This is a genomic window from Cupriavidus sp. GW822-FHT06G04 (assembly GCF_058799075.1).
The window spans coordinates 158534-183581 of the sequence record NZ_JBXALD010000008.1; the positions used below are offsets into that span (position 1 = coordinate 158534).

Sequence of the window (25048 nt, forward strand, 5' to 3'; positions counted from 1 at the left end):
TGTTCACCTGTCCGTAGGTCGATTACTGGATGGTGTCGCTTGCCATCGTCACGGCCGTCGGGGCCGAAGTGGGCGACGCTGGGGGCAAGGAGGCGGTCGGCACAAAGCCGCCACTTGCGGGCTGCGGTGCGTCGGCGGGCCGGGCGCCGAGTGGCTGACCCGAGTTCGGCGACATGTCGACGGGCTGGACGCTCACGCTGGGAACCGGTCCGATGCTGGTGGTTGGCGCGGCTGGCAGGGCGGGAGACATCGGTGCGGCCGGCGTCGCGGGTGCTGGGGCCATCGCAGGCCGGGCGAGGTTGTCTGGCACCCGCACCGGATGTCCTTCCATGTTGCCGTTGATATAGACCTCACCGTTCGTTGCTGGTCCGAACGAATCGGTGGGCATCGGATAGTTCGGCGGCAGCGGCTTGACCAGGCGAGGCGTGACCACGAACAGCAGCTCGCTGCGGTCCTGCTGGAAGCTCGTGCTGCGGAAAAGGTTGCCCAGCACTGGCAGTTCGCCCGCCCCTGGCAGGCCCTTCAGGCTGCCGGTCACGTTGCTCTTGATCAGTCCGCCGATGGCAAAGCTTTGTCCGTCCATCACCTGCAACGTGGTAGACGCGCGCCGCGTGGTGATCAGAGGCAGGATGGTCGAGCCGGAGGTGTTCGGCGCGGTAACCGCTACGCCTGTCGGTGACAGCTCGGAGACTTCAGGCGCCACCTTGAGATTGATGCGGCCGTTGGCGAGTACCGTCGGCGTGAACTTGAGGCCAACACCGAAGGTTTCTTCCTGCAGCACAATGGTGGTGACGCCGCCAATGTTGGATTGCGGCACAGGTATGTAGACCTTGCCGCCTGCCAGGAAGCTGGCCTCCTGGCCGCTGATGGCCATCAGGTTCGGCTCGGCCAGGATCTTGACCAGGCTGTCCCCCTTCTGAGCATCGAGTTGGAAGGAAAACGGCAGGTTGTTACTCTTGATGCCGGTGAGCGATGCTGCGCTGCCGGACAGGAAATTCGCCAGCAGGCCAAATTGCCAACTGCCGAATGCGCCCTGCAGGTTGGCTGCCGCGCCAAGCTGGTCGATCAGGGTTTTCGAGACCTCGGCTACCTTCACTTCGAGCATCACCTGCTGTGGCGCATCGACCGACATCATGTTGATGATCTTGCTGCTGCGCTGTGGCATGCCGCTGGCCTGGAGCGTATTGGCGACCGGGATCATCATGCCGCCCATCATCATTCCCATATTGGGGTTCGCGACGTTGGCCGGTGTCCCGAGCGCCTGCGGTGGCGCCTGCAAGGGGCTGCGCGACTGACGGGAGACATACGCATTGGCGATGTCCATCACCTGTTGCGCGGTGGAGGAATCGGGCACATTGCCGCTGAGGACCAAGCTGTCTGCGGCTGCTGCCACCTGTACTCCACGCGCGCCCGGCAGGAGTGAACGCAGGGTTGATTGCAGGCCACCGGGATCGGCGCCCACCGTTACGTCGATGACGGTGCAGCGACCGCTGCGCCCTTGCACGATCATGTTCGTCGTGCCGATATCAAGACCCAGCAGATACATCGTCTGCGGCGACACCAGCATGGCCTGGACCACGCTTGGGTTGCCCAAGGTGCGAGTGCGCACCGGCTCAGGTAACGGCAGCATGCGGGACTTGCCGATGGGCACCGTCACCTGTTCGGGTTCGGCGGCTGCGCCACTACAACTTGGGCCGCGAGCGCCGCTATCGGCGGGAGCCGCAGGCGCTGCGGCAGCGCCTATCGTGAGCTGAATCGGCCCATTGGCGGCGATGCGTGCTGGCTGCGCCGCAGCGGCTTCTTCTGCGGCCTGCACCTGGGTGCTGGCAAGCCAGACACTGGCAATGGCCACAGTGGAAAGGGCGCTCAGTCGAACGACGCCGTGCATGCGTGTGGCACGCGTGCGGCCTGACGATGTATGGCTGGTCTTCATGATGATTTCCCCGGTTGGTGGCTTCTGGCGCTTGGCTCGCGCGCTCAGAAGCACTCCTTGTCCTGTTGCATGCCGCTGATCACGCCTACGCAGTTGGTATTGACTTTGCGTTCGACGAGCCGATGTACGACTTGAATGGCCTTGGCGATCGGTGTGGCGGGCGCAGCGGCCTGGATGACGGGCTCATTGAGCAAGCTGCGCTTGGTGGCGCCAGCGGTTTCCACAGGGCGGGCTTCCACCTGATTACGTAGAACCAGCGAAAGGGAGCCTACGCTGCGGGCGAGATCGAGCTTCTCGGCCTCTTCGGGCGAGACTTCCAGCGTGACGGCGTTGACCACTTTGGGCTTGGTTTCGTCGCGATTCACCTCTTGTGCCACCGCGAGCACCAGGATCTTTTCCAGTACGATCTTGGAGATCGACTGCTCGCCTTCGGTCGCAGTGTTGGTCTTCATGCCGGCTTTCTGGGTGTTGACGATGATGTCGACGAAGCTGCCGGGCAAGGCGAAGCCGGCGACGCCCACCACATCGTTGACGCGGACCGTGATGGCACGCTTGCCTTCGGCGATGACCGCCGAGAGACCACCTTTCGTGCCGGCTGGGGTGAGCTTCGATTCGAGGATCGGTTCTCCGCGCATCACGCTGGCCTTGGTCACGCGCCCATCCACTGTCTTGAGATCGCTCAGCGTTCCCGGTGGGAGGCTTTCACGCGGCCATTCGACCAGTTTCACGAACTCGGGTGCCAGGCGCTGCCCCAGGTTGATATCCGTGTTGGCCACGGCCACTTTCACCGTGCTGCCGGCGCTCTGCTCGACCATCCAGCGCGAGGCCAACACAACTGCCGCCAGGCCGGCGAGAGCCGCCACGAGCAGCATCATCAGGGTGCGTACGTTTCTCATTTGATGTTCCTCCCTTTACTCGCGATGCCTGGTCCGATCTGGCCGATCTGGTGAAAAGGACGCAGGCGCCCCTGGCGGCACGGCGTATGCGGTGCGCCATACAACGTTGTGAAACCGGTGGTGCAGCTCTTAGGTCGCTAGTGGTGGAACACCCAGCCGATGTGCTGTCGCACGGTGCGCGCGGCTTGCGCGGGTGGTTCAGCACGTGGTGTCCCACTGAAGTGGCGTGACGGGCAGCGGCGCGCGTTCGCGGGGCTGACAGTATTGCGAAGCTTCAAGGCCATGATCGATCTCCCGTTCCCGTGTCCGTTGATTGCTATCGGACTTGCTTTTTCTTACGATGGTCCTGCCTGGCGTGTCAGATGACGCCAGTCATGACCAGTGCCACGCCTGTTGTGATTGCCACCGCATAGGGCAGGCGAGTAATGGTGCGAATTCTGTTGGCACCCGTAGATGCCGTGGAGCTGCCTTGACCCTCCGTCGTTGCGCATGCCTCTGTCATGGAGGAGGCATGTCCTGCAAATGGCAGCCAAAGCAGTGCGCCGATGACTGCATGCAGCGTGCGACGCGATTCACGTCGCCACAACATTACGATCAGACCCAGCACGCCGCCGGCCAGCAGAGTCGCCAACAGAATCTCCGGCACAGCATTGGGTCCAACCTGCGCGCCGACAAATCCCATCAATTTGGCATCACCTGCGCCGACGGCGCGCACGATGTACAGCAGCAGGAATGGCACGAAGGCGGCGGCAAGTCCCGTGGCCCATCGCCATGTTCCGTCGCCCGAACCGTGTTGCCAAACTTGCAGCACCAGCGCGGCGACGGTGCCGGCGGCAACCAGCCGGTTTGGAATTCGATGGCTGCTCACATCCGTCACGACCGCCATGCCCAGCACAGCCATCAAGGAGGCCGACGTGAGTGGGTCAAAGACGGAGCTGATGTTTGTGACATGCATGGCAGCCTCTCATGCGTGATTCAGATCGCTCGATGTTCGGGCGAGGGGTGCGCCAACGTTAGCGATACTGCAGCCCGGTGCGTGGCGCGTTGCACCGGGCTGCGCGCCGCTCAGCCAGCTGCCGTCGTGAGTGCCGTCTGGATGCTGGTCCAGATTTTCGTCACTGCGGTCTTGACGGCAGGGCCTGCCGCGACCATGCAGAGGGCCACGAACGCAAGCAGCAGGGCATATTCAATGCCGGCTGCGCCGTCTTCTTCCTGGGCGAATTGCTTGATGCCATTGAACATGGAGTTCATGTCCTTCTCCTTCACGTCATGGTTAGTGGAAAAAAGCGCCCGCTGGAGATCGGGCACAAGGTTTCGGCCGGAAACCGGCCGAGGCCAAACCGGCCAGCTACCACAAGGGTGTGTGGTGTCTGTTCCGATTCCACCTGGCTCAGGGACGAGACCGCGCCACAAAGGCCGTCTTGACGATGTCCGATGCATGCACCATTCGGCTCGACGCATTGCATCCTGCTGGACACTGTGGAACTGATCCAACTTCTCTCCAGGGATCCGACCCACACCTGAATTTGCTGCAATCTGCTGACTTGGCGGCCGAGGCCCTGCCAGTCCGGACCGGCACTGCAGCGTGCCGGCCGCTTTCGCTCCCTGGGTGCTGGTTAATTTCGCCCCCTTTTTCCCCGTCCTCGGTATCCGTGACTCGGGTTCTGCAGTCTCGGTGGCTCCGTTTGTTTTGGGGCCGCCTCGCTGCCTGTGGCGGATATACAGCGACGAACGTGCCACTCGTCCTAAGTGTTTGATTTTTATAAAGAGGGTTTTTTGTGGCGTACCTTTTTCGAGACGATGTAACTAAATGTTTCTAGATCTTTACGTAGATTATTAGGCGCTTTTTGCGGCGAATTGTATCGCTTACAATTCTTTATGCTGTTTGTGTAATAAATAATGAGATAAATAATCCGCTTTTAGACTGCCCAATCAGGGCGAACGACTAGACGCCCGATCGGTTAAAACGGTTGCAAGGATGAAACGCCTTTTTGGACGCTTCTCCGCCAGATGGCCCAGCAAAAGGATGAGTACTGGTGATTGGGATGTTTGCAGTCCCGGTGCACCCTCGTGTTTGGTTTCCAAAATGAGGAGCGATTCACCAAACAGATGTGATTTTTGTGGCCCTTTACTCCTCCTGAAGGACGAGCGCGGGGTGCAAATCGATGCTGAGGCGGCCTTGAACCAAAAGGTTGCAAATGCGAAACCGGTCTGACTCGGAGTTCATATTTTGCTATTCTGAGTTTCGAGATCGGAGCAACGCTTTCTGCGCTTGAGGCCGAAGAGTTGAGTGCGCCTCGGGACTGAGGCCGGTATATAGCGTCCAGGAATGATGCGATTGGTGCGTATGGGCGACCTTTTTGAGACCGGGATGAGCGAACAGTTGTCTTTGACGTATCGCGGCTATCCCATTCGGTGCAGCACATCCCGTAGCGAGGACGGCAGATTTTCGCCCATAGTCACTGTAAAGATGCCGAAGAGAGCCTTTGCCAGTACACGCTACTTAGCCGAGTTTCAGGTGGCAACAGACCTGCGTGAGACTGAAGCTCGGGAGCATCAAATTTATGTGGGATCTGAGCGATACCGATCGTTCGCAGACGCCTTGGATGCTGGTGTCGGTGCAGCAAAAGCATGGATTGACAAGCAAGTCGGACCATTGACGCTACATCGTGGGTTCGGATACGAGATCTTTGCGGAGTTCTCGGACTCTTTTTGGTTTGCGAAAGTTAGAATTTACGGATCTAGCGCCCCGCTGCGCATTCTTGATCTACGTACGGAATTGATATCCGTCGCAGGAAAATATCTGTCGGAGCTTTCAGCCAGGTATGCAGCGGACGAAAGTACGAGGCGCCTAATCGATCAGGTTGCGCTTGAAGATGAGCGAAATGATGGAAAGGCGTTGAAGAAGTTGTTTGGCCAGCAGCAGTGGCCTGCCGAGTGCTGATGACCAGGATTGCGCCGAATGGGTGTTGTTGCGGAAACGCCCGATTTCCTGATGCTTTTCTCTTACACTAGGGACACATAGGCGACGTTGACAAATTAAATTCTTCTCGAACTTTATCGAAAGACCCGCCCTGATTTATATGTGGCGGGTCTTTTTTTTTGATCGTGAAGATGGCTTGAACAACGTTCGCCACAACCGCGACGTCGCCTTCAATGCCTTGCCAGGTGCGCTTGAATTTGCTGCGTATCGAGGGCCGAGAGATCTTCGTTGATGTCTTCGAAAATCATCTGACGCGTTTCCTCGCTCAGACGCTTGCGAAGCATGCCGAGAAACTTTGGCTCCACGGCAAGGCGCAATCGATGAAATCGGTGATGAAGCCTTCCTTGTTCGAGGTGGTCGGCGACGGTCTTTGCGAATTTCTCGCGGTCTTTCTCGCTTAGCGTCGTTCCACCGGGGACGACATTGACCAGGTCTTCAATTTCCCGCAAGTCCAGTTTGAGCCCCGGGGTCTCGAAGATTCGAGCACGGCTGCCGTCGGCGACGACAACCCAGGTAGTGTCAGCCATGGTGCACCTTTCAACGTGATCGGTCGCCGGCTCTGCGTCCATCGAAAATCGTCGCGAACGCCGGCGAATTTGCCATCGGCGACGGTCTATCTCCAGCGCCCATCGATGACGGACCGTGGCGCTTCCCCGCGTTCCTGCGCGAGCGATGGATAGTCGGTATATCCGCGCTCACCGCCGCCGTAGAACGTGGAAGGATCCGGCGAATTGAGCGGAGCGTGCGATCGCAAGCGTTCCGGCAGGTCGGGATTGGCGATGAACAAACGTCCGAATGCGATCAGGTCCGCGTTGCCGTCCTCGAGCCATCTTTCCGCACTGCTCACGTCGAAGCCGCCCGCGACCATCAGCACACCACGATAGGTGCGGCGAATCATCTGGCTCATGCGTTCCGCGCGTTCGATGAAAGCCACATCCGCACCGGTCGCTGCCAACGCGGGATTCACGATGTGCAAATATGCCAGCCCGTATCGATTGAGTCTCTCTACGACGTATGAAAAGGTCGCCTCGGGATCGTCGTCGTGCATGTCGTTGAAGGTGCCAAGAGGAGAGAGCCTCACGCCCACCTTTTCTGGTCCCCACACTTCGCAAACCGTCTCGATCACCTCGAATAGCAGCTTGGCTCGACGCTCGATCGATCCGCCGTATTCGTCTGTGCGGTGGTTCGTGCCGGACAGCAGGAACTGGTCGAGCAAATATCCATTCGCGCCATGTACTTCGACGCCGTCCATACCGGCAGCCTTTGCGTTGCGCGCTGCCCGGAAGTATTGGCGCACCAGATACGGCATTTCTTCGACCTGCAGCGCACGCGGCTTGACGCAGGGCGCGACAACACCTTCGCCTCGCTCGTTCTCAATAAACGCCTCCGCTTTCGGCTGGATCGCAGAGGGTGCAACCGGCAGCATTTCATCGGGCTGCAATGAGGGGTGCGATATGCGTCCTACGTGCCACAGCTGCATGAACATCAGACCGCCCGCGTCGTGCACGGCGTCCGCTACGTGTCGCCAGCCTTCAACCTGCTCTGCGGTATGTATCCCAGGCGTCCATGCGTAGCCCTGTCCCTGCATCGACACCTGGGTCGCTTCGCTGATGATCAGCGCGGCCGTTGCACGCTGCGCGTAATAGCAGGCGTTGAGCTGCGACGGAATGTTGCCTGCCCGGTTTGCGCGCGAACGCGTCAGCGGCCCCATGACGACACGATGACGCAGGGTGTAGGGGCCCACCTTTAGGGGTTCGAACAGCTTGTGCAGGGAAACGGGAGCTTCATGCTGCCGGGCTTGTTCGGGGGCAATCTCCGTATCAGACATATTCGCTCCATGTGTTTGCGACTCGGGCCGAAACGTGTTGCCACAGACGCACAGAAGCGTCGGCGTCAAAGCAAATCGACGGGATCCCCGTTCTACGCGCAGTCTAGCCGTGACGCCGCGCGGGCTTCTTTTTGGTTTCTGCTGAGATGTGTCACGATCCTGCGGCCTTGGCGGCGGCAGAACGCCAACAAAATTCGGCAGCATCGCGAAAGACAGACCGCTGCGATGCGTCTACCGTGCTGGAAAATGTGGTCTACCCCGGCTGTGGCGTGCGGGCTGCTGGCTAGGGAAGGGCATGAAACAGAAGGGGGCATGCAGATGTACCAACCTAGTACTGTTCCTTACCAGCGGCACAGGGCATTTGAGCACACATTTTCGTCCGGCTCTCTTAGCTTGGGATTGTTCTTTCCCATTGAAGCTTTCGACGGAGATCGGCCGACCATGCAGAACCAGGTAACACTTGCAAAGCGCGCCGAAGCGTTAGGTTTTTCAGCATTATGGTTCCGTGATGTGCCGCTAAGAGATCCAAGCTTTGGCGACGTCGGCCAGGTGTTCGATCCGTGGGTCTATATGGGATTTATGGCCGCCCACACTTCGAAAATCGCGCTTGGCACGGCCTCGATCGCGCTGCCGTTGCGCAACCCCTTGCATACGGCCAAAGCAGCGGCGAGCGTCGATCAACTGAGTCATGGCCGTTTGCTACTGGGAGTCGCCTCCGGCGATCGTCCGGTCGAATTTCCAGCGTTCAACATCGATCCGGAAAGGCGCGGGGAGATTTTCCGCGAAAGGGTGGAGGTGATCCGATGGGTTCAGCGCACGAGCTTTGCGCATGTCAGATGGAGTGACGGAGAGCTCATCGGTGCCGACCTCATTCCAAAGCCGACGACAAACGAGATTCCGCTCTTTGTGACCGGACACAGTCGCCAATCGCTCGATTGGATCGCAAAACATAGCTGCGGGTGGATCACCTATCCCCGTCCTCCTCATCTGCAGCGATCGTTCGTAGAAAAATGGAGACAAGAAGTTATCGTGCAATCCGGGACCGAGTACAAGCCGTTCTTACAGTCGCTGTATATCGACCTCGACGCATCGCCGTCCACAGCAGCATCGCCAATTCACTTGGGATACAAGCTAGGCAGGCGCCATCTCATTGACTTGCTCGATGCGCTGCAGGAGATTGGCGTTGACCACGTCATTTTGAATCTGAAATACGGTCATCGAAGTGCGGCCGAGGTGGTGGAAGAACTTGGCACGCATGTGGTGCCTCGGTTTCGGGCGCGAGATGCTGGCGCACAGCCTGCGGGGAAGGATGACGGGCGGGACGCGCAAATCGTGAGTGTCTGGTAAGAGGCGTTCGTGCGGGGTTGGCCGTCTTTTTCAATCGATGAGCAAATGAGAGCTACCCATTTCCTTGAACCTCGACAAGATTCGGCCGCAATGGAGCATGCTGACTTTCTATGAGCGCTTCGAGCAGGTCATCGCCCATATCCTGAGCATCGTGATTTCGGTGGTCGTCCTGGTATCGCTTTGGCAGTTGATCCGGGCGGTCGTCGTGCTGTTGCTGTCCGGGGCGTTCGATCCCCTTGATCATGCGGTCTTCCAGGCTGTCTTTGGCATGGTGATGACGCTGTTGATCGCAATGGAGTTCAAGCATTCGATTATCCGCGTCATGCTCAGGCGAGATCACATTGTGCAAGTCAAGACTGTGATCCTCGTGGCGATGCTTGCGATAGCGCGCAAGTTCATCATCCTCGATCCCGCCACGGACCCCGCTCACATCGCTGCACTTGCGGCCGGCCTGGTTGCGCTCGGCAGCGTTTATTGGCTGATGCGGCAGCGCGATGATCCCGTCGATGCCGCAATTGCAGAGCGCGCCACGCGCGATCGTGAGTCGGGCGTGTGACAAGGCGGCCCGGGTTTATGCATGAAAAAAAACATTTCTAACACCGACGGACATGGACCACTAGAATTCGTTTCGATGCAGCAAGATCGACCCGTCTTCTTGGCAAACGCTCACCATAGCGCAAATGTCTCGTCCCTCAGAATTGCGGTGTCTCCACTGTCACTCGATCGGTGCGTTCTGTACGGACTGCGCCGAAGAGTCGGCGCAATGGATCTTGTGTGTGATACCGGCGGACAGGACCACCGCGCATGCGAGCACAGTCGGAGGCAGCGAGCGGCCGGATCACCATATCAGCGTCAGCGCGCCGTTCATCGCAATCGTGCCGGCGTGGGCTCGCATTGAAGTCGACAATGACGATCCACGCGGCCTCGTCCTTGCGCTGCATTCGCCTACGCTGAGGGAAGCCGCTCGCAAGGCACTCGGCAACGGGACCTGCGATATCCCGTGCTGGTTCACGGCGTGGGATCCTTTCCTACGGGAAGCGGCCGACATCCTTATCACTTTGCACTCCAACATAGGCCCCGACCCCATGTGCTTCGCGGCGTTCGCCGACGTCATCTCACTTCATCTCGCGTGCCGCTACGGACGCAACGCCGACACGCGCGAGGCCGGTACCAGTCTTTCCCAGAGCAAGCTGAGTGTCGTGGAACTTTTCATTCACGAACACATTGCGGAAAACATCCAGGTGGAACACCTCGCTGCGCTTCTACATATGAGCCCCTCGCATTTTGCGCATGCTTTCAAGAATGCGACGGGGCTTGCGCCACACTTCTATGTGACGACCAAGCGGTTGAAATTTGCGCAATTGATGCTTCTCGAAGGAAGTCTTCCGCTGATCGATGTCGCGGCACGCGCGGGCTTTCAGACTCAGCAGCACTTCACTGAGGTGTTCCATCGCTATGCGGGGTGCACGCCCCGTGCGTTCCGCCTCGCGCATCACCACCCCACGATCCGGTAACGCGCTCGCGACTCGATCCGTGAGTGACCAACACGCGCAGGAATCCGACACCTCTGGGCAGGAACCCGAAAGAAGCGCGCGTCTGCCGGACATATGCTTGACGATACTCGCGCCATAACCATCTGCGCGCGCCTCGGGCGCGACGCGCGGAACTGGCGGCCCGTCCTTCGCGACAGGCAGAACGCGCTGCTGCATGCGTGAACGCATTGTGCGTCCGGCGTGCACCTATCACGTTGCGTATGTCGGAGAACACCATGAAGACTCACCTCATCTCGGCCGCAAGGCTGTCGTCGTTTGTGCTCGCGCTATGCGCTGGTGGCCTGGTGGCCATTAGCGCCATCGCGCAGGATGTGCCTATCGCGGGCAAGGCGACACTTGGCGTCACCGTCACCGAAGCCCAAGTCGTTGCAACAGGCTGGCGCGCATCGAAGATGATCCACACCGATGTCTACAACGACAAGAACGAAAAGATCGGCAAGGTTGATGACCTGATCATCGCACCGGATGGCACGCTCTCGGCCGCAATTATCGATGTGGGTGGCTTTCTTGGAATGGCGACGCATCGTGTCGCCATCCCCGTTCAGCATTTCAAGCAAATGGCACCGAAGGCCGTCCTCCCGGGTGCAAGCAAGGAAGCGCTGAAGAAGCTGCCGGAGTTCGAATATGCCAAGAGCTGACAGCGGGCTGCGACATCGCGGCACGCCGGCCAATGATCCTTGGGCGACGCGGCGCATCGAGATCCCGTAGCGCGATGCGCTCGGCGCCATCGCTCCATGCCGTGCGCGCGCGTCGATGATCAACCGGTGCGCTGCTGCGCGCAGGGCGGGCATTTTTTCACCACTCACGTACAACTCCTCGCTTTCAAACTCCACCGCCTCTCCAACGGAGCACATCATGGCAACTTGCAGCGTTTGCGGAAAACCGGCGACTTCGCAGATCACGATCACCGAGAACGGCCAGCGTCGTCAGCTGACGCTGTGCAACGAGCACTATGTGCAGTTCATGGCACGCAACCAGCGCAGCCTCTCTCCGCTCGAGTCGCTTTTTCACGGCGGTCTCTTTGAAAGTCTTTTCGACGATATGTGGCCGCCGATGGAAGGTAGGCGCGGCGGCTGGCATGCACTCGGCCAGGCGGAGGAGCCGCGCGCGAGTGCAGGGGAAGGCGGCAACGGCGGCGCTGGTATGGGGACTCGCGCGGGCTCGCCGGGCGGCCGGCCGCGCCGGCATCGCCGTGCGCGCGAAGCTGTCGACCTGCAGACGTTCCTGAGCGAGAGCGGCCTGGACCGATTGCAGGCAGCCGCGCAAAAGGCGGTCGAGTTCGGCAAGTCTGAAGTCGATACAGAGCACCTGCTGCTCGCACTCGCCGATAACAACGTGGTGCAGGAGATCCTGCGCGAATTCAAGCTGGATCCCGAAGAGATCAAGAAGGATGTCGATAAGAATGCGCCGCGTGGCACGCGTAGCGAAAAGACAGACGACGAACGCATCGGCGTATCGCCGCGCGCAAAGAGCGCGCTAGAGAACGCGCTCACCGCGTCGCGGGAGCTTGGCCACAGCTACGTGGGACCCGAGCATATCCTGATCGGGCTCGTCGAAGAGGAAGACGGCTTCGCGGGCGAGTTGCTGCGCAAGTACGGGCTATCGTCGCATGCGCTCCGGCAGAAGACCGTCAAGGTGGTCGGTAAGGGTGCCGAGGAAGGCACCGTCGAGGGGCGTTCCACCACGCCAACGCTCGACAAGTACGCGCGCGATCTCAGCGAACTCGCGCGGCGCGGCAAGCTCGATCCGGTGATCGGCCGCGACAAGGAAATCGAAACGACTATCGAGGTTCTTGCCCGACGGCGCAAGAACAACCCGGTGCTGATCGGCGAACCGGGCGTTGGCAAGACGGCAATCGTCGAAGGACTTGCGCAGCGCATCGTCCAGGACCAGGTGCCAGAGGTGCTGCGCGGCAAGCGCGTCGTCGAATTGAATATCAACAGCGTGGTGGCGGGCGCAAAGTATCGGGGCGAGTTCGAGGAACGATTGAAGCAGGTGCTTGACGAGATCGTCGAGAACCAGGACCGGCTGATCGTCTTCATCGACGAACTGCATACGATCGTCGGTGCCGGCCAGGGTGGCGGCGAAGGCGGGCTCGATATCGGCAACGTCTTCAAGCCCGCGCTGGCGCGCGGCGAACTGCATCTCGTGGGCGCCACGACGCTCAACGAATACCAGAAGTACATCGAGAAGGACTCGGCGCTCGAACGGCGCTTCCAGCCCGTCAACGTGCCCGAGCCAAGCGTCGCGGAAACCATCGAGATCCTGCGCGGTTTGCGCGACCGCCTTGAAGCGCACCATAAGGTGAAGATCACCGAAGGGGCGATCGCGGCCGCGGCGAAGTTGTCGGACCGCTATATAGCCGCGCGATTCCTGCCGGACAAGGCCATCGACCTGCTCGACCAGGCAGCCGCCCGTGTGCGCATCTCATCGAACTCGCGGCCGACGCAACTGCACGATATCGAGGCGTCCATCCGTCGCACGCGCCAGGAACAGGACGCGGCAAGCTCGGCCAAGCAGTTCGACAAGGCAAAGGAACTGGAATCCAAGATCGTCTCCGAGCAGAAGCGACTCGATGAGGCGACCGAAGCGTGGAAGAAGGAACGCGGGACCAGTTCGCAAGAGGTCACGGCTGAGGACATCGCGCAGGTCGTGGCGGCGCTCACTGGCGTGCCGGTGTCCGAACTCACCGCAGAAGACCGCGAGAAGTTGCTGAACCTGGAAGATCGCCTGAGGGAGCGTGTGGTCGGCCAGGACGAGGCGGTCCGCGCCGTCGCGCAGGCGGTTCGGCTCTCACGTGCCGGTCTCACCGAAGGCGGCAAGCCGACCGCAAGCTTCCTCTTTCTCGGCCCAACCGGTGTGGGCAAGACCGAGCTCGCCAAAGCGCTCGCCGCTGCGGTGTTCGGCGACGAAAACGCGCTGGTGCGCATCGACATGAGCGAATACTCGGAGCGGCATACGGTGGCGCGCCTGGTGGGCTCGCCTCCGGGCTATGTCGGCTATGAGGAAGGAGGGCAGTTGACCGAGCGGGTGCGTCGCCGCCCATATTGCATCGTCCTGCTCGACGAAATCGAGAAAGCACATTCCGAGGTGCACAACATCCTGCTGCAGCTCTTCGACGAAGGCCGTCTCACCGACGGCAAAGGGCGTCTCGTGGATTTCACGAACACCATCATCATCGCGACCAGCAATATCGGTTCACAGATGATTCAGGACAATATGCGCGCCGACAAGACGCAACTCGACTACCCTGAGCTGCGCGACCGTCTGATGGAGGTTCTGCGGCATCACTTCAGGCCAGAATTCCTGAACCGGGTGGATGAGGTGGTGGTGTTTCATGCGCTCGGCAAGGCGCAGATCCGCAGCATCGTGGATTTGCAACTGGAGCGTGTGCGGCGCACCGTGGCTGGGCAGAACATCGAGTTGTCGTTCGACGATTCGCTGCGCAATCATCTGGCGGAGATTGGCTATGACCCCGAGTTCGGCGCGCGGATGCTCAAGCGAAAGATTCGCGCCGAAGTGGAATCGAAACTTGCCGATGCACTGCTGCGGGGCGATGTGCGTGATGGCGACAAGGTGACCATCACCTACGACTCGGGCGCGAATGCGGTGCGCGTGCAGAAGTCATCCGCCGATGCGCAGACGGCGAGCCCGGCAGAGGAGGAGCAAAAACCGGCGCACGTCTGACAAAAGGGTTTGAGGGCGATGCCGCTTGCGCGGGATCGCCCTCCGCGTCTTGCGCAGGCTTTGGTAGAAGCCTTCGCAGCCCTGCTGCGGCTCAGTTTGCGATGCATCAGCCCCGCAGGCTGGCGAGTCATACCACCGCCGGAAGGTGCGCCGTCACCGTGGTGCCTGTGCCGACCTCGCTTTCAAGAGAAATATTGCCGCGATGCAGCAGCACAATTTCGCGCACGAGCGCGAGGCCCAGACCATCGCCGGCCGTCCCGTCCTGGTGCTTGCCGCGGAAGAACTTGTCGCACACGAGCCTGAGTTCGTCGACTTTGATTCCCATGCCTCGATCGGTCACCTTCAGCACGGCGTTGCCGCTTTCATCCGTTGCTCTGGCGACCGACACGTTGACGTCATTTCCCAGGCCGTACTTCACAGCGTTCTCGAGCAGATGCCGTATCACGCTGGCGAGTGAGGCAGAGTCGCCCATCACCCAGACTGGCCCTCGCGCGCCCTCCAGAGTCACTCCATTGCCGTTCATACGTCCTTCCTCAATAACATCGCGCACGAGCGCTGCGAGATCCACCCGGCGAAAGGTCATCTCGGATGCACCCAAGGTTTCCAGGCGCGTCAGTTGAAGATGATTGGAAGCGAACTGGCTGATGCGCTGGGCTTGCGAACGCATCGTGCGATAGATGCCAAGGCGTTTTTCCGGGGAGATCAGATCGGCGGCGAGAAGGTCGGCATATCCGACGATATTTGCGATCGCCACCTTGTTTTCGGCTTCCACGGTATCGATGAAATGGGACCTCGCCCGTTCCTCTCGCCGCATTGCGCTTACGTCGCAGACAGACACCACGCAGCCTGCGCCGTCGCTGGTATGCACTACGCGGATCGCATAGCTGGAGGCATCCGCTATATCGAACTCGATAAGACTGCTGAAGTCGTGGGAGGCTGCGATCCGGTCGATCTCCGCCAGCAGTTCGGACGGCGTGGCTGAGTCCCGCGTGGGACGTTGGCCGCGATACAGAAGGTCGACGAATCGTTGTGACGGGGCGCCGCGCAAGTCACCGGGCGAAACGCCCAGGATGTCGCACAGCCCGCCGTTGGTGTCTTCCACCAGGCGATCCTTGTTGAAAATGGCGACGCCGCCTGGCACGGCAAAGAACAGCGCATGCAGGTGCTGATTCCTTTCCCGTAGCCTGCGGCTGACCACTGCGGCACGCTTCGCCGCCTTCACCATCGTCATGATTGACTTTGCCTGGCCCATCTGGAGGAAGATGATCAGTGCGGATGCCAGGCTTGCGATGCAAGCGACGACTATCAGCCTGCCGCGGTACATCGCTAGCGCTTCATGCCGGTTGTACCTGACCACAACCGCCAGGTCTCCTTTCGACAGTCTTTGCACGCCATAAATGCGCTCGACGTCGTCCAGCTGGGTGCTCTCCAGCGCGTCGGCGTGGGCGGCGGCTACAACGGCTCGTCGCGTTACGGAACTCGCCGCCACCGCCTGGCCGGGGTCGTAAGCCGCGCCACTCCAGCGCACCCGGTAGATAAAGTCATTGGTACCCAATAGACCGACTGCACCCTGGGTGCCCAGATAGGTGATGCTTTTGGAGATATTGGTCAGTGAGATTGGGTCCAGCGACACCACGACGACGCCCAGGAAACGGCCAGTCGGCGCGACGATTCCCTTGGAAAGCAGGACTACCCAGCGCCCCGAATTACGCTCCCGCCGCGGCTTGCTGACAAACAAGGTGGACCTGGGATTGTTGGCATGGACGCGGAAATAGTCGCGATCGCCTGCGTCGATGGCTTCGAAGGTCAGATTGGTCGATGACCTGACGACGCCGCTTTCGTCCAGGATCTCGGTCTGAAGGAAGGGCTCGGCACTGAGATGACCGTTTCGGGTCCATTCGGCGAGCGGCAAGTCCGGACCGCGTTCGATGACAGCGCCGCCTACCAGGGAGGTCAGTTGGTCCGCATCGGACAGTGTGCGCTCGACGTGCTGGCCAAGGGTATAGGCAAGATGGTCGGCATCGACCTGGATCCGGCGTAATTCGCTACCCCTGTCCCATCCGGCCCATATGGCGAAGCCCAGCCAGATGAGTAGTAGGAGTATGAATGCCGAAATACGCGCGGTGATGGTGCCCGCGGAGCTTTCCGCCGCTACCGGCCTATATATTTCCAGACCCATGGACTCTGGCACCCCGAAAAATGTGGGTACGGACCGCCGCAAAGGCCGCCCCGAGAATTGTTATCGATTGAACCCGTTATATGCAGGCCAGGCTTCGGAACCAGTACAGCCGGACTGCGTCGCACTTTGCCTGTGTGTGTACCTACCTAATAGAAGCAGAAAGAAAAAGAAAAGCCGTATCAGATGGGAAAGCGGCTATCTTCTAAATGTGGACGGGTGAGCGGCGCCGCTGATCCGAGAGCAAGGGCTTGACCTGCGAGGAGTACGCGATGAAACGGTACGAGCGGTTAGCCGACCAGCTCACCGAGCTCATCAAGCGCGGTGATCTGGCGCCAGGCGCGCGCATTCCTTCGGTTCGCACGGCGTGCAAGGCGTGGGGCGTGAGCCCCGCGACGGTATTTCGCGCTTACTACCTGCTCGAAAACAGGGGCGTGATCAGGGCGCGCCCACGTTCGGGCTATTTCGTGTCTCCGGGCCCGATAGAAGTACCGCAAGCGAGTCCCGCTGCCCCGCCCCGCGTCGACCCGAAGAACGTCAATGTCAGCGACCTTGTCTTTGAGGTACTCAAGACGGTCAGGCAACCCGAGACGGTGCCCCTTGGCTCAGCGTTCCTGAGCCCCGCGCTGCTGCCGATAGCGCGCATCGGAAAGTCGTGCGCGACGGTCAATCGTACGGCGTGCGTGGCCAGCATGGTGGACGGCCTGCCTCCGGGATATGAAGGATTGCGCCGGCAGATTTCACTGCGTTACCTGATGGCGGGAATGACAATCCCCGTCGACGAGATCGTCATCACGAGTGGTGCACTCGAAGCCATGACGCTCAGCGCGCAGTTGCTGACCGCTCCCGGTGATGTGATCGTGATCGAAAAGCCGACGTTCTATGCAGCGCTGCAGGCTATCGAGCGTCTACGGCTGAATGTCGTGGAGATTTCTGTCGACCCGGTGAAGGGTCATGATCTGGATGCGCTGGCGCGTGCGCTACAGCAATATGAGGTGCGCGCCTGCTGGTTCATGACCTCGTTCCACAATCCGACCGGGGCAACGCTGAGCGATTCGGGCAAGCAGGCGTTAGTCGATTTGCTCGCCAAACATGACGTGCTGCTCATCGAGGACGACGTTTACAGTGAGCTGCATTTTGGTCCGCATCCGGTGCGCCCTGCGAAATTCTTCGATCGGAACGGCCTTGTCATCCATTGTGGTTCGTTCTCGAAGTGTCTGGCGCCTGGATATCGTATCGGCTGGGCGGCAGCGGGAAGGTTCGCGGACAGGCTGGAGCGCGCGAAATGGATGACCACGTTATCGGCCAGCATGCCCGCGCAGCGCGCCATTGCTGACTATCTTGAGCATGGCGGCTATGAACGTTTCCTGCACAAGCTACGTCGTGAACTGGCGCAACAGCAATCGCAGATGCTGGACGCAATCAGCCGATACTTCCCGGCCGATACGATGGCGACCAAGTCCAGCGGCGGCTATTTCACGTGGGTGACGCTTCCGGATTACGTAGACGCGATTCAGTTCTTCCTGGCTGCGCTCGGCAGTGGTATCAGTATTGCACCCGGGCCCATCTTCTCTGCGGACGGCGGCTTTCGCAACCATGTGCGTGTGAATTATGGATATCCGTGGTCGGCGCGGCTTGATAAAGCAGTCGCGACACTGGGCGCCCTATGCGCGGACGAAACACGTTGCAGCACTAAACTGTCCGGTCCGGTTCGTCCACATTGATCGGCGCCGTTGCCCACGCGGACGCGCGGATCTGATCGAACGTCATCGGCTTCCCATACCAGTATCCCTGCGCGAGGTCGATTCCGGAGCGCTGTACCACATCGTCTTCCGCAGCAGACTCGACGCCCTCCGCAACCACTTTCGCTCCCAGTGCATGCGCCAATGCGGCTACCGCTTTCAAGAACTGGATTCGCGCTTCGCCGCGTATCGCCAGAAATCGTCGATCCACCTTGACGTAATCGAATCGAAAGTCCGCGAGTAAGTCGAAATTGCTGAAGCCCGTGCCGAAATCGTCGAGCGACAGTCGTACGCCGTGTTGGCTTATGCGGCTGAGCGCCGCGACCACCCGCGGGGTGCGCTCCACGCAGGCGCGCTCGGTGAGTTCCAGCACAAGGCGTTCCAGCACCGGGCCGGCGGCCTCGCAGATGTTCTCAACAAAGCGGTCTTCCATCAAATGCCGCGCGCAGATATTGACCGATATATGCCAGTGCTGAGGAAGCGGCAGATGGGTCAGTGCACTCTTCACTTCGCGCAGTACGAAACAGCTCAACACACCGATCAGGCGGGTGCCTTCGAGCTCTGCGATGAATTCCGCCGTGCCCCCGGCTCCGAACTTTGGATGATTCCACCGGAGCAGGGCTTCCATGCCGACGCAATGCTGCGTGCGCATGTCGACGATGGGCTGGTAGACGACGTGGAACTCCCCGCGGCGAAGACCGATGCACGCCGCTCGATGCAATCTTGCTTTGGGGCGAAGAGCGTAACCCGCGTACACAGCTGCGCAGCAGGCCGATACCGCGATCACCAGCACGATGGCATCGCGAGATCGGATCAGGCTGGCCGCGAGCAAACCAGCCATGCACGCCGTAAGGGCGACGGTCTCCGCGATGTCAAGATGCTCGCCGCAAACGGGTTGCAGCCGACGTATTCGTGCCATGCAGCGTTGCAGAAATCGCATGAGGTCGTTTTCAAACGGGGATCTGAGTGGCGAACTATGGCCTGACTCGCGTTCTAAAACGAGTAGCAGTTACGTGGCAAAACATGCGTATCAGCTCCGCGGCCACCAGCAGTAGATCGGCTCGGAAACTCGCGGCGCTCGACAAAGCACCCGGAAAACGATCGCCCTCGATGGCATGACAGCGGAGCACACACCGCCCAGCGAATGCAGTGTCAATTTCCGAAGGACAAGCGCGACGGCTTGAGCGGCGCCGCGCCCGGGTTGTAGGGCTCTCTCCCTGGTGAGGCAGAGACTGCTTCAAGCTACCGGGCCCGGCCGAATATTCTGGTTCAGACGGAAGACATTGTCTGGGTCGTATTTGTTCTTGATTTCGACGAGCCGTTGATAGTTTTCGCCATAGGCGGCCCGTACCCTGTCCTCTCCCTCCTCGCCCAGATTGTTCGCATAGACGCCGCCCGTCGAAAACGGCCGGATCGCGTCCCAGGTTTCACGCGCCCACCGTACATGCGCGTCATCGTCTTCCGGATCGTCCCAGATCGAGATCGGGAAGCAGTCGTAGAGCGCATCGCGATTGACGTAGGCTGTCTCAGTCCTCGCCACCCGAGCGATCGCACCGCCGACCTGCTGCAAAACCAGCAGTGACATGCCGCCGCCAGGCGCGTTTGCGTAGGCGTCTAGCAGCGCATCGATGGCTGGATCCGTGAGCTCGCGCAGAAACTGTGCCTTCCAGTAGTAGCGGCGCCCGCGGGGAAAGATGGCATCGCCGGCGCTCTGGATCTGCAGGTAAGGGACCGCCTCAAACCGGCATTCGGCCGGGGTTCCATAGTCCCTGAGCGGCGCGAGCACGCGTTCGCCTTCGGGAATCGGTCCGACATAGCAGGCCGAGAGGCTCAAAAAACGTTCGCCAGATGGCGTGGTCAGCAGGGCTGCGTCAACGCTGAGTTCGTCCGGCGCCTGGCTCGCAAACGCGTGGTGGAAGCGCAGGGCATCTCGTGCCTCGTCGTAGTGATGCAGCACGGATCCCGTCAGAAGCTTTGGCCCGACAGGATGAAGCCGGTACTCGAATGCCGTCACGATGCCGAAGTTTCCGCCGCCGCCGCGAAGGCCCCATAACAGGTCCGCGTTCTCGGTGGCACTGGCCCTGAGCATGCGGCCATCGGCCAGCACGATCTCGGCCGCGATCAGGTTGTCGCAGGCGAGCCCATGCTTGCGGCCCAGCTTGCCGAAGCCGCCGCCAAGCGTCAGCCCGGCGATGCCCGTATCGCTGTTGACGCCCATCGTCGTCGCCAGCCCGTGCGAATGGGTCGCACTGTCGAATTCGCCCAGCGTCAGGCCTGCACCCGCACGCGCAATGCGGCGTACCGGATCGATTTCGATCCGTTTCAGGCGCGCCAGATCGATCACGATGCCGTCGTCGCAGACGGACAGGCCGGCTACGTTATGGCCTCCGCTGCGCACGGCCATCTGATAGCCGGCTGACCGGGCAAACGTCACGGCGCGGCTGACATCCGCGGCATCGGCGCAGTACACGATCATCGCCGGGCGCTTGTCGATTGCGCCGTTCCAGACCTGGCATGCCTTGTCGTAGCCGTCCTCTCCGCGCAGGACCGCTTCGCCGGTCAAACTCTGGCGAAATCGCTCCATGCTCGAGCCGGCTTGCTCCGGCCCGCTGTTGGCACGTCGAGGGATGAGATGCGTATCCATGCTGCCCCCTTTCCATGTCCCGCACGGCGACGTCTGCACCGCGGCTTCCGCCTACATGCTTGATGCTGGCAGCAAACGAAGCAAGCTCTAAGAACTCATCTGGCAGATGAGCTCTGCTCACCTACACTCAGTTCATGCGCAAACTGCCACCCTTACGTTCGCTACACGCTTTCGAGGCCGCGGCCCGGCACCGGAGCTTCAAGGCTGCAGCGGCAGAACTCGGTGTGACGCCGACTGCCATCAGCCATCAGATCCGGTTGCTGGAGGAAACGTGCGGCCAGCAGCTGTTCCAGCGGCGCCCCCGCCCACTGGCCCTGACTGGTGCAGGCGCGCAGCTATTTCCGGCGCTGCGCAATGGCTTCGATGCACTGGCGAGTGCCGTGGCATCGATTGCGGCGACCGACCATCAACCGCCGCTGCGGGTGACAAGCTCGAACGCGTTCGCGAGCCGATGGCTGGTGCCCCGACTCCCCGAGTGGCGTGCATTGCACCCGGGGATTGCGCTGGAAATCATCGGCACCGATGCCGTCCTGGACCTGCGGGCGGGGCAGTGCGATATCGCGATCCGCTACGCGCGAACTTCGCCGCCCGATCATGTCGTGCAGGAGATTTGCCGGGACACCTTTTTTCCCATCTGCCGGCCGGAAGTGCTTGCCACGAATGGCGGGCCCGTTCAACACGCCGCGGATCTGCTGCGCTTTCCGCTGATCCATTTCGACTGGATGAACCGGGATCCGGATGCCCCCACGTGGCACAAATGGCTCGCTACCGCGGGCATGATCGATCCGATGTTGATGAACCTCTCCGTGAAATGCGGCCTGAGCTTTCGCGAGGAACTGCATGCCATTGACGCAGTGATTGCCGGGCAGGGCATCGCAATATGCAGCGATGTGGTGGTCGGCAATGAATTGCGCATGGGCACGCTGGTCAAGGCGCATCCCCTATCCCTGCCAGGCTATGGCTTCTACCTGGTGGCAACCGCGCATCATCCAAGGCAGGCGGCCATTGACGCCTTCGCGGGCTGGATCCGGTCGACGGCGTTGAAGACCGAGTTGCTGTCCGAAGGAACTGCCCCCTGACCGGCAAGTCCCCCGCCCATGGGTTTTGGCAAATTCCGGCATCGAGCCGACAGGCGCCAGGGATTCGCGAAGTTCAGGGGAGTTGCGGTGGAAGATGGAGCATGGCACCGACAGCTTCTGCTTGCGAACGCGAGCAGGTTTTCTCGAAGATTGCGCGTAACTGGGTCCGAACAGTCGCGACGGATACGCCGGCAGCAATCGCATACTCGTCGGGCGTCTTGCCGCCGATTAACGCTTCGCCGACAGCCGCCTCTGCCGCGGTCAGCCCGAATGCCTGCTGCAACTGCCTGGCGCGAACCATTGGCACGGTACCCCTGCGCCTGACCGTCACGAGAATTTTTGCATGACCCAGCGCCATGCGCGTAGCAGGCCCCGACAGGCGGCTGATGCCCAGAAAAACTTCCGGCGGCAGGCCCGGTGCCGGACGCAGCGCTACGTTTTCCCCCTGGCGCGATCTGACGGTATGGGTCAACGCCGCCTGCAACCTCACGTTCTCGGCTGCGACGGTTGCCGACAGTTTCCCATGACTGAGTTTTAAAGAGGTTGTAGCGCGTAACAATGCTTCCGCCGATTTGTTGGCGAATACAAGTTTTAAATCGTCATCGAGGGCCAGCACTGCAACGCCCAACTGGGCCATCAGTTCCGACCCGACTGCTGCATCACGATGCAGCACGCTGGCGTCCTGCCAGAGGTTGATTGCGCGCTGCAGGTGGATAGCCATACTGCGGATACCGTGGCGCTCATTGTCTGTATAGGCCGGTCGATCGTTCGTCCGCAACAAGCCAAGCAGGATGTCATCCGAGCCGGGCCGCGCCAGGCGCGCACCGGCCAAATAGCGGAAGCCTGTCGGAATATGGAAGTCCTGGTAAAACTCGCTTCGCGCGACATCCGCTTCGCTAAGGTAATCCTGGCAAAACTGGAATTGGCCGATAGCGGATTTTGCGACCACGTCGCGTCGTGGATCCAGCGCGCCATAGTACTGGTCATAAAGCGCCACGACTGAATCCCACTCTCGGTTCGACGTGTAGGCGGACAGATGGGGAGCGTTGCGTTCCGAGTCCCAACTGAACATGTGGAATCCGCTTGCCCCAAGCGCTTCGACAACTGTTTGAAACACTTCAAGAAAACCGTCGTGCTGTACCGCAGCCTCATAGAGGTCGCCGATAAGATGGTCTCGTAGCATGCTTTCCTCCCCAGGGAATCCGGTTTCCTTCTGACCGGCGCATACGCCGGCAAGCCTCTAGCGGGCTGGTGTCAGCTTCCCACAACGACGTACCAAATCGTGCCCTTCGAAACGGGGGATTGACGGCGTTTCATTCAAATGAACGATGCGCGCGAAGATTGCCTTTCAGAGAATCGCAGCGCGAAGACATCGATATACGTCTCTCGCTTTCTGAATAAACGACAGGGGGAATTCGGTCTATGAAAACAAGAATTATTCTCGCGGCTATCGCCGCAGCGGCACTCAGTGCCTGTGGTGGTGGCGGTTCCGATTCGGCCACACCCGCGGCATCGACGACGCCTACGACGAAGGTTTCCGGTACGGCCGCCGTAGGCGCGGCACTGGCGAATGCCACAGTGCAGGCCAAATGCGCCTCCGGCAGCGGAACGGCGACTACCGCCGCCGACGGCACGTTCGTCATCAGCATCCCGGACGCCAAGCGTCCGTGCGTGCTGAGTGTCACTACGGCAGACGGCATTGCGCTGCATTCGGTGGTGGAGGCCGGGACGAGCATGAACGCCGTCGCCAATATCACGCCGTTGACAGAGTTGATCACGGCATCGCTGGCCGGCGGCAACACCAAGGACTTTTTCGACAGCTTCGACGCCAGCGCGCAATCGAAACTGAACGCCGAAGGCCTTAGCGGCGCCATTGACGCAGTCAAGCTGATCTTGAGCGGCACGGTTGACCTGGCCGGCATGGATCCGCTCAAAGATACGCTCGTGGCCGCCCATGGCGGTACGCCGGGCAACGCGCTGGATCAGCGTTTGGATACGTTGGGCGCTGCGCTTGCGACGTCGAAGACCTCCATCGCGGATCTGTCGGATGCAGTGGCCAGCAACAAGGGTTCGACGGACGGCATCAAGACGCTGTTGAATCCCGCGTCTGCCACGTGCGCGGCCTACCGCAGTGGTAAATACCACAAGCTGGATCTGACCGCGAATACGATCCAGCGATTCACCGTCGATGCGGTGGCGCTGACGCGCACCAATGACACCACCAGCGCTTCGGAGGCGTACCAGGCGAATGCCACGGAAGCCTGCCGCTTCGGCAATAACGACGCCAGGCTGCTGGTTTCCAAATCGGGAATCGGGGTGGAGCGCCGTGCCGGGGCGGCGAGCCTTCTGATTCCGGAGCAGACCATTCCGCTGTCCGAACTGGCGGGCGATTGGGTGGCAATGAGCTTCGAGCGCGCGACCAATCCGGGCAACTACGGCTCGGGCCTGATCCAGTTCAATGTGGATGGCACAGGCAAGTTCACCAAAGCTGCCGATTGCGGAATGAGCGGCTGTGGCCAACCCTGGCCGGCGAGTGACCTGCCAACGTTCTCGGTCAACGCCAACGGTGGCTTTGACCTGATCGACTCCAGCGGTACGGCGCGCGCCTTCGGCTTCAAGGGTGTGGACGGGCAATTGGCCATCGTCATCGTGCATGCGAACGGGTTCATGGTCGCAAGGCACCCGGTGGCACGCGCATTGCCGGTAGTGGGATTCACCAACGCCTACTGGGACGCAGTCTTGAATCCCGCGGGCGTCACGGATATCACCACGTTCTCCAACACTGTGATTACCGTCGACGCAGCGACCCATACCTATACGCGCCAGCGCAATGATGGGCGCCTCGACACATGGCAAGACAACGTGCCGTCTATCGGCCTTCGTTATCGTCCGGTTGTCGCGCCGGTCAACGGCATTCCAGGCGCCGCGGAAACCATCGGCATGAGCCTGTCCAACACGGGTCTAACCGTCGCGATCAATGCCAGCCCGAGCAACCCCGCCTTCTATTCGATCTCGATCGACAGGCCGTAATCCAACCTAACCCAATCTGGGAAAGCGCTTCAGGCCCTGCGCAACTTCGGTTGCGTGGGGTTTTTTTAACTCATAAGTAACTTGCTTGTTGGGATTAGCGATCGATGGGAGCGTTGGCAGGCCGACAGGAGTGTTTTGGCGGCGTTCGTC

The 25048-nt window shown here is 60.6% G+C and carries 19 protein-coding genes; 9 read left to right on the forward strand and 10 right to left on the reverse strand.

Annotated features, from left to right (window positions below; translation table 11 throughout):
* Positions 1-22 precede the first annotated feature (22 nt).
* The 4 genes from AC1RKI_RS19035 to AC1RKI_RS19050 form a co-directional block, all read right to left on the reverse strand.
* Positions 23-1933, reverse strand: coding sequence for a type II and III secretion system protein family protein (locus tag AC1RKI_RS19035; RefSeq protein ID WP_084004025.1), 1911 nt, complete (start codon positions 1931-1933; stop codon positions 23-25).
* Positions 1934-1977: 44 nt separating this feature from the next.
* Positions 1978-2829: a Flp pilus assembly protein CpaB gene (gene cpaB / locus AC1RKI_RS19040; RefSeq protein WP_150981558.1), complete on the reverse strand. Its 852-nt coding sequence runs from the start codon at positions 2827-2829 to the stop codon at positions 1978-1980.
* 358 nt (positions 2830-3187) lie between these two features.
* Complete coding sequence (locus AC1RKI_RS19045; RefSeq protein ID WP_150981559.1) at positions 3188-3784, reverse strand: A24 family peptidase; 597 nt, start codon at positions 3782-3784, stop codon at positions 3188-3190.
* A 110-nt stretch (positions 3785-3894) separates the two neighbouring features.
* On the reverse strand, positions 3895-4080 hold the full coding sequence (locus AC1RKI_RS19050) for a Flp family type IVb pilin (RefSeq protein ID WP_061957402.1): 186 nt from the start codon (positions 4078-4080) through the stop codon (positions 3895-3897).
* Between the two features lie 1120 nt (positions 4081-5200).
* Here AC1RKI_RS19050 and AC1RKI_RS19055 point away from each other — a divergent pair.
* Positions 5201-5773 (forward strand): hypothetical protein, encoded by a 573-nt coding sequence (locus tag AC1RKI_RS19055; protein ID WP_244788550.1) that lies wholly within the window; start codon positions 5201-5203, stop codon positions 5771-5773.
* 209 nt (positions 5774-5982) lie between these two features.
* On the opposite strand, the gene AC1RKI_RS19060 is transcribed toward AC1RKI_RS19055, so the two are convergent.
* Together AC1RKI_RS19060 and AC1RKI_RS19065 are read right to left on the reverse strand one after the other, a co-directional pair.
* Positions 5983-6339, reverse strand: a complete 357-nt coding sequence (locus AC1RKI_RS19060) for a host attachment protein (RefSeq protein WP_061957403.1) — start codon at positions 6337-6339, stop codon at positions 5983-5985.
* An 86-nt stretch (positions 6340-6425) separates the two neighbouring features.
* Positions 6426-7640: an alkene reductase gene (locus AC1RKI_RS19065; protein ID WP_492796766.1), complete on the reverse strand. Its 1215-nt coding sequence runs from the start codon at positions 7638-7640 to the stop codon at positions 6426-6428.
* Positions 7641-7952: 312 nt separating this feature from the next.
* On the opposite strand from AC1RKI_RS19065, the gene AC1RKI_RS19070 reads away from it, so the two are divergent.
* From AC1RKI_RS19070 to AC1RKI_RS19090, 5 genes are all read left to right on the forward strand, one after another.
* The gene (locus AC1RKI_RS19070) at positions 7953-8987 is read left to right on the forward strand and encodes an LLM class oxidoreductase (protein ID WP_492796593.1); all 1035 of its coding nucleotides are present in this window, start codon (positions 7953-7955) and stop codon (positions 8985-8987) included.
* Positions 8988-9084: 97 nt separating this feature from the next.
* Positions 9085-9543 (forward strand): phosphate-starvation-inducible PsiE family protein, encoded by a 459-nt coding sequence (locus AC1RKI_RS19075; protein ID WP_061957405.1) that lies wholly within the window; start codon positions 9085-9087, stop codon positions 9541-9543.
* A gap of 220 nt (positions 9544-9763) precedes the next feature.
* Positions 9764-10501 (forward strand): helix-turn-helix transcriptional regulator, encoded by a 738-nt coding sequence (locus AC1RKI_RS19080; protein ID WP_223506022.1) that lies wholly within the window; start codon positions 9764-9766, stop codon positions 10499-10501.
* Positions 10502-10755: 254 nt separating this feature from the next.
* On the forward strand, positions 10756-11178 hold the full coding sequence (locus AC1RKI_RS19085) for a PRC-barrel domain-containing protein (RefSeq protein WP_061957406.1): 423 nt from the start codon (positions 10756-10758) through the stop codon (positions 11176-11178).
* 217 nt (positions 11179-11395) lie between these two features.
* Positions 11396-14227: an ATP-dependent Clp protease ATP-binding subunit gene (locus AC1RKI_RS19090; protein WP_227461413.1), complete on the forward strand. Its 2832-nt coding sequence runs from the start codon at positions 11396-11398 to the stop codon at positions 14225-14227.
* Between the two features lie 127 nt (positions 14228-14354).
* Here the strand turns inward: AC1RKI_RS19090 and AC1RKI_RS19095 are convergent, their stop codons facing one another.
* Entirely contained in the window at positions 14355-16406 is a 2052-nt protein-coding gene (locus AC1RKI_RS19095) for an ATP-binding protein (protein ID WP_492796595.1), read from the reverse strand.
* A 269-nt stretch (positions 16407-16675) separates the two neighbouring features.
* Here AC1RKI_RS19095 and AC1RKI_RS19100 point away from each other — a divergent pair, with 269 nt between their 5' ends.
* Positions 16676-18127 carry an aminotransferase-like domain-containing protein gene (locus tag AC1RKI_RS19100; protein ID WP_492796597.1) on the forward strand — a complete coding sequence of 484 codons (1452 nt, stop codon included), beginning with the start codon at positions 16676-16678 and terminating at the stop codon, positions 18125-18127.
* Here the strand turns inward: AC1RKI_RS19100 and AC1RKI_RS19105 are convergent.
* Complete coding sequence (locus AC1RKI_RS19105) at positions 18096-19085, reverse strand: EAL domain-containing protein (RefSeq protein ID WP_492796599.1); 990 nt, start codon at positions 19083-19085, stop codon at positions 18096-18098. The genes AC1RKI_RS19100 and AC1RKI_RS19105 overlap by 32 nt on opposite strands.
* Positions 19086-19382: 297 nt before the next feature.
* The gene (locus tag AC1RKI_RS19110; protein WP_492796601.1) at positions 19383-20828 is read right to left on the reverse strand and encodes an FAD-binding oxidoreductase; all 1446 of its coding nucleotides are present in this window, start codon (positions 20826-20828) and stop codon (positions 19383-19385) included.
* Positions 20829-20923: 95 nt separating this feature from the next.
* Here AC1RKI_RS19110 and AC1RKI_RS19115 point away from each other — a divergent pair, with 95 nt between their 5' ends.
* Complete coding sequence (locus tag AC1RKI_RS19115; protein WP_061957380.1) at positions 20924-21868, forward strand: LysR substrate-binding domain-containing protein; 945 nt, start codon at positions 20924-20926, stop codon at positions 21866-21868.
* 73 nt (positions 21869-21941) lie between these two features.
* On the opposite strand, the gene AC1RKI_RS19120 is transcribed toward AC1RKI_RS19115, so the two are convergent.
* The gene (locus AC1RKI_RS19120; RefSeq protein ID WP_061957381.1) at positions 21942-23051 is read right to left on the reverse strand and encodes a helix-turn-helix transcriptional regulator; all 1110 of its coding nucleotides are present in this window, start codon (positions 23049-23051) and stop codon (positions 21942-21944) included.
* Positions 23052-23290: 239 nt separating this feature from the next.
* On the opposite strand from AC1RKI_RS19120, the gene AC1RKI_RS19125 reads away from it, so the two are divergent.
* A complete protein-coding gene (locus AC1RKI_RS19125; protein ID WP_492796603.1) occupies positions 23291-24898 on the forward strand; it encodes a hypothetical protein in 1608 nt (535 codons plus the stop codon).
* Positions 24899-25048 lie beyond the last annotated feature (150 nt).

What these genes read in the sequence shown, in the direction of transcription:
- AC1RKI_RS19035 (WP_084004025.1), bottom strand. Translation starts at nt 1,933, where the DNA reads ATGAAGACCAGCCATACATCGTCAGGCCGCACGCGTGCCACACGCATG.
- cpaB (WP_150981558.1), bottom strand. Translation starts at nt 2,829, where the DNA reads ATGAGAAACGTACGCACCCTGATGATGCTGCTCGTGGCGGCTCTCGCC.
- AC1RKI_RS19045 (WP_150981559.1), bottom strand. Translation starts at nt 3,784, where the DNA reads ATGCATGTCACAAACATCAGCTCCGTCTTTGACCCACTCACGTCGGCC.
- AC1RKI_RS19050 (WP_061957402.1), bottom strand. Translation starts at nt 4,080, where the DNA reads ATGAACTCCATGTTCAATGGCATCAAGCAATTCGCCCAGGAAGAAGAC.
- AC1RKI_RS19055 (WP_244788550.1), top strand. Translation starts at nt 5,201, where the DNA reads ATGAGCGAACAGTTGTCTTTGACGTATCGCGGCTATCCCATTCGGTGC.
- AC1RKI_RS19060 (WP_061957403.1), bottom strand. Translation starts at nt 6,339, where the DNA reads ATGGCTGACACTACCTGGGTTGTCGTCGCCGACGGCAGCCGTGCTCGA.
- AC1RKI_RS19065 (WP_492796766.1), bottom strand. Translation starts at nt 7,640, where the DNA reads ATGTCTGATACGGAGATTGCCCCCGAACAAGCCCGGCAGCATGAAGCT.
- AC1RKI_RS19070 (WP_492796593.1), top strand. Translation starts at nt 7,953, where the DNA reads ATGCAGATGTACCAACCTAGTACTGTTCCTTACCAGCGGCACAGGGCA.
- AC1RKI_RS19075 (WP_061957405.1), top strand. Translation starts at nt 9,085, where the DNA reads ATGCTGACTTTCTATGAGCGCTTCGAGCAGGTCATCGCCCATATCCTG.
- AC1RKI_RS19085 (WP_061957406.1), top strand. Translation starts at nt 10,756, where the DNA reads ATGAAGACTCACCTCATCTCGGCCGCAAGGCTGTCGTCGTTTGTGCTC.
- AC1RKI_RS19090 (WP_227461413.1), top strand. Translation starts at nt 11,396, where the DNA reads ATGGCAACTTGCAGCGTTTGCGGAAAACCGGCGACTTCGCAGATCACG.
- AC1RKI_RS19095 (WP_492796595.1), bottom strand. Translation starts at nt 16,406, where the DNA reads ATGGGTCTGGAAATATATAGGCCGGTAGCGGCGGAAAGCTCCGCGGGC.
- AC1RKI_RS19100 (WP_492796597.1), top strand. Translation starts at nt 16,676, where the DNA reads ATGAAACGGTACGAGCGGTTAGCCGACCAGCTCACCGAGCTCATCAAG.
- AC1RKI_RS19105 (WP_492796599.1), bottom strand. Translation starts at nt 19,085, where the DNA reads ATGCGATTTCTGCAACGCTGCATGGCACGAATACGTCGGCTGCAACCC.
- AC1RKI_RS19115 (WP_061957380.1), top strand. Translation starts at nt 20,924, where the DNA reads ATGCGCAAACTGCCACCCTTACGTTCGCTACACGCTTTCGAGGCCGCG.
- AC1RKI_RS19120 (WP_061957381.1), bottom strand. Translation starts at nt 23,051, where the DNA reads ATGCTACGAGACCATCTTATCGGCGACCTCTATGAGGCTGCGGTACAG.
- AC1RKI_RS19125 (WP_492796603.1), top strand. Translation starts at nt 23,291, where the DNA reads ATGAAAACAAGAATTATTCTCGCGGCTATCGCCGCAGCGGCACTCAGT.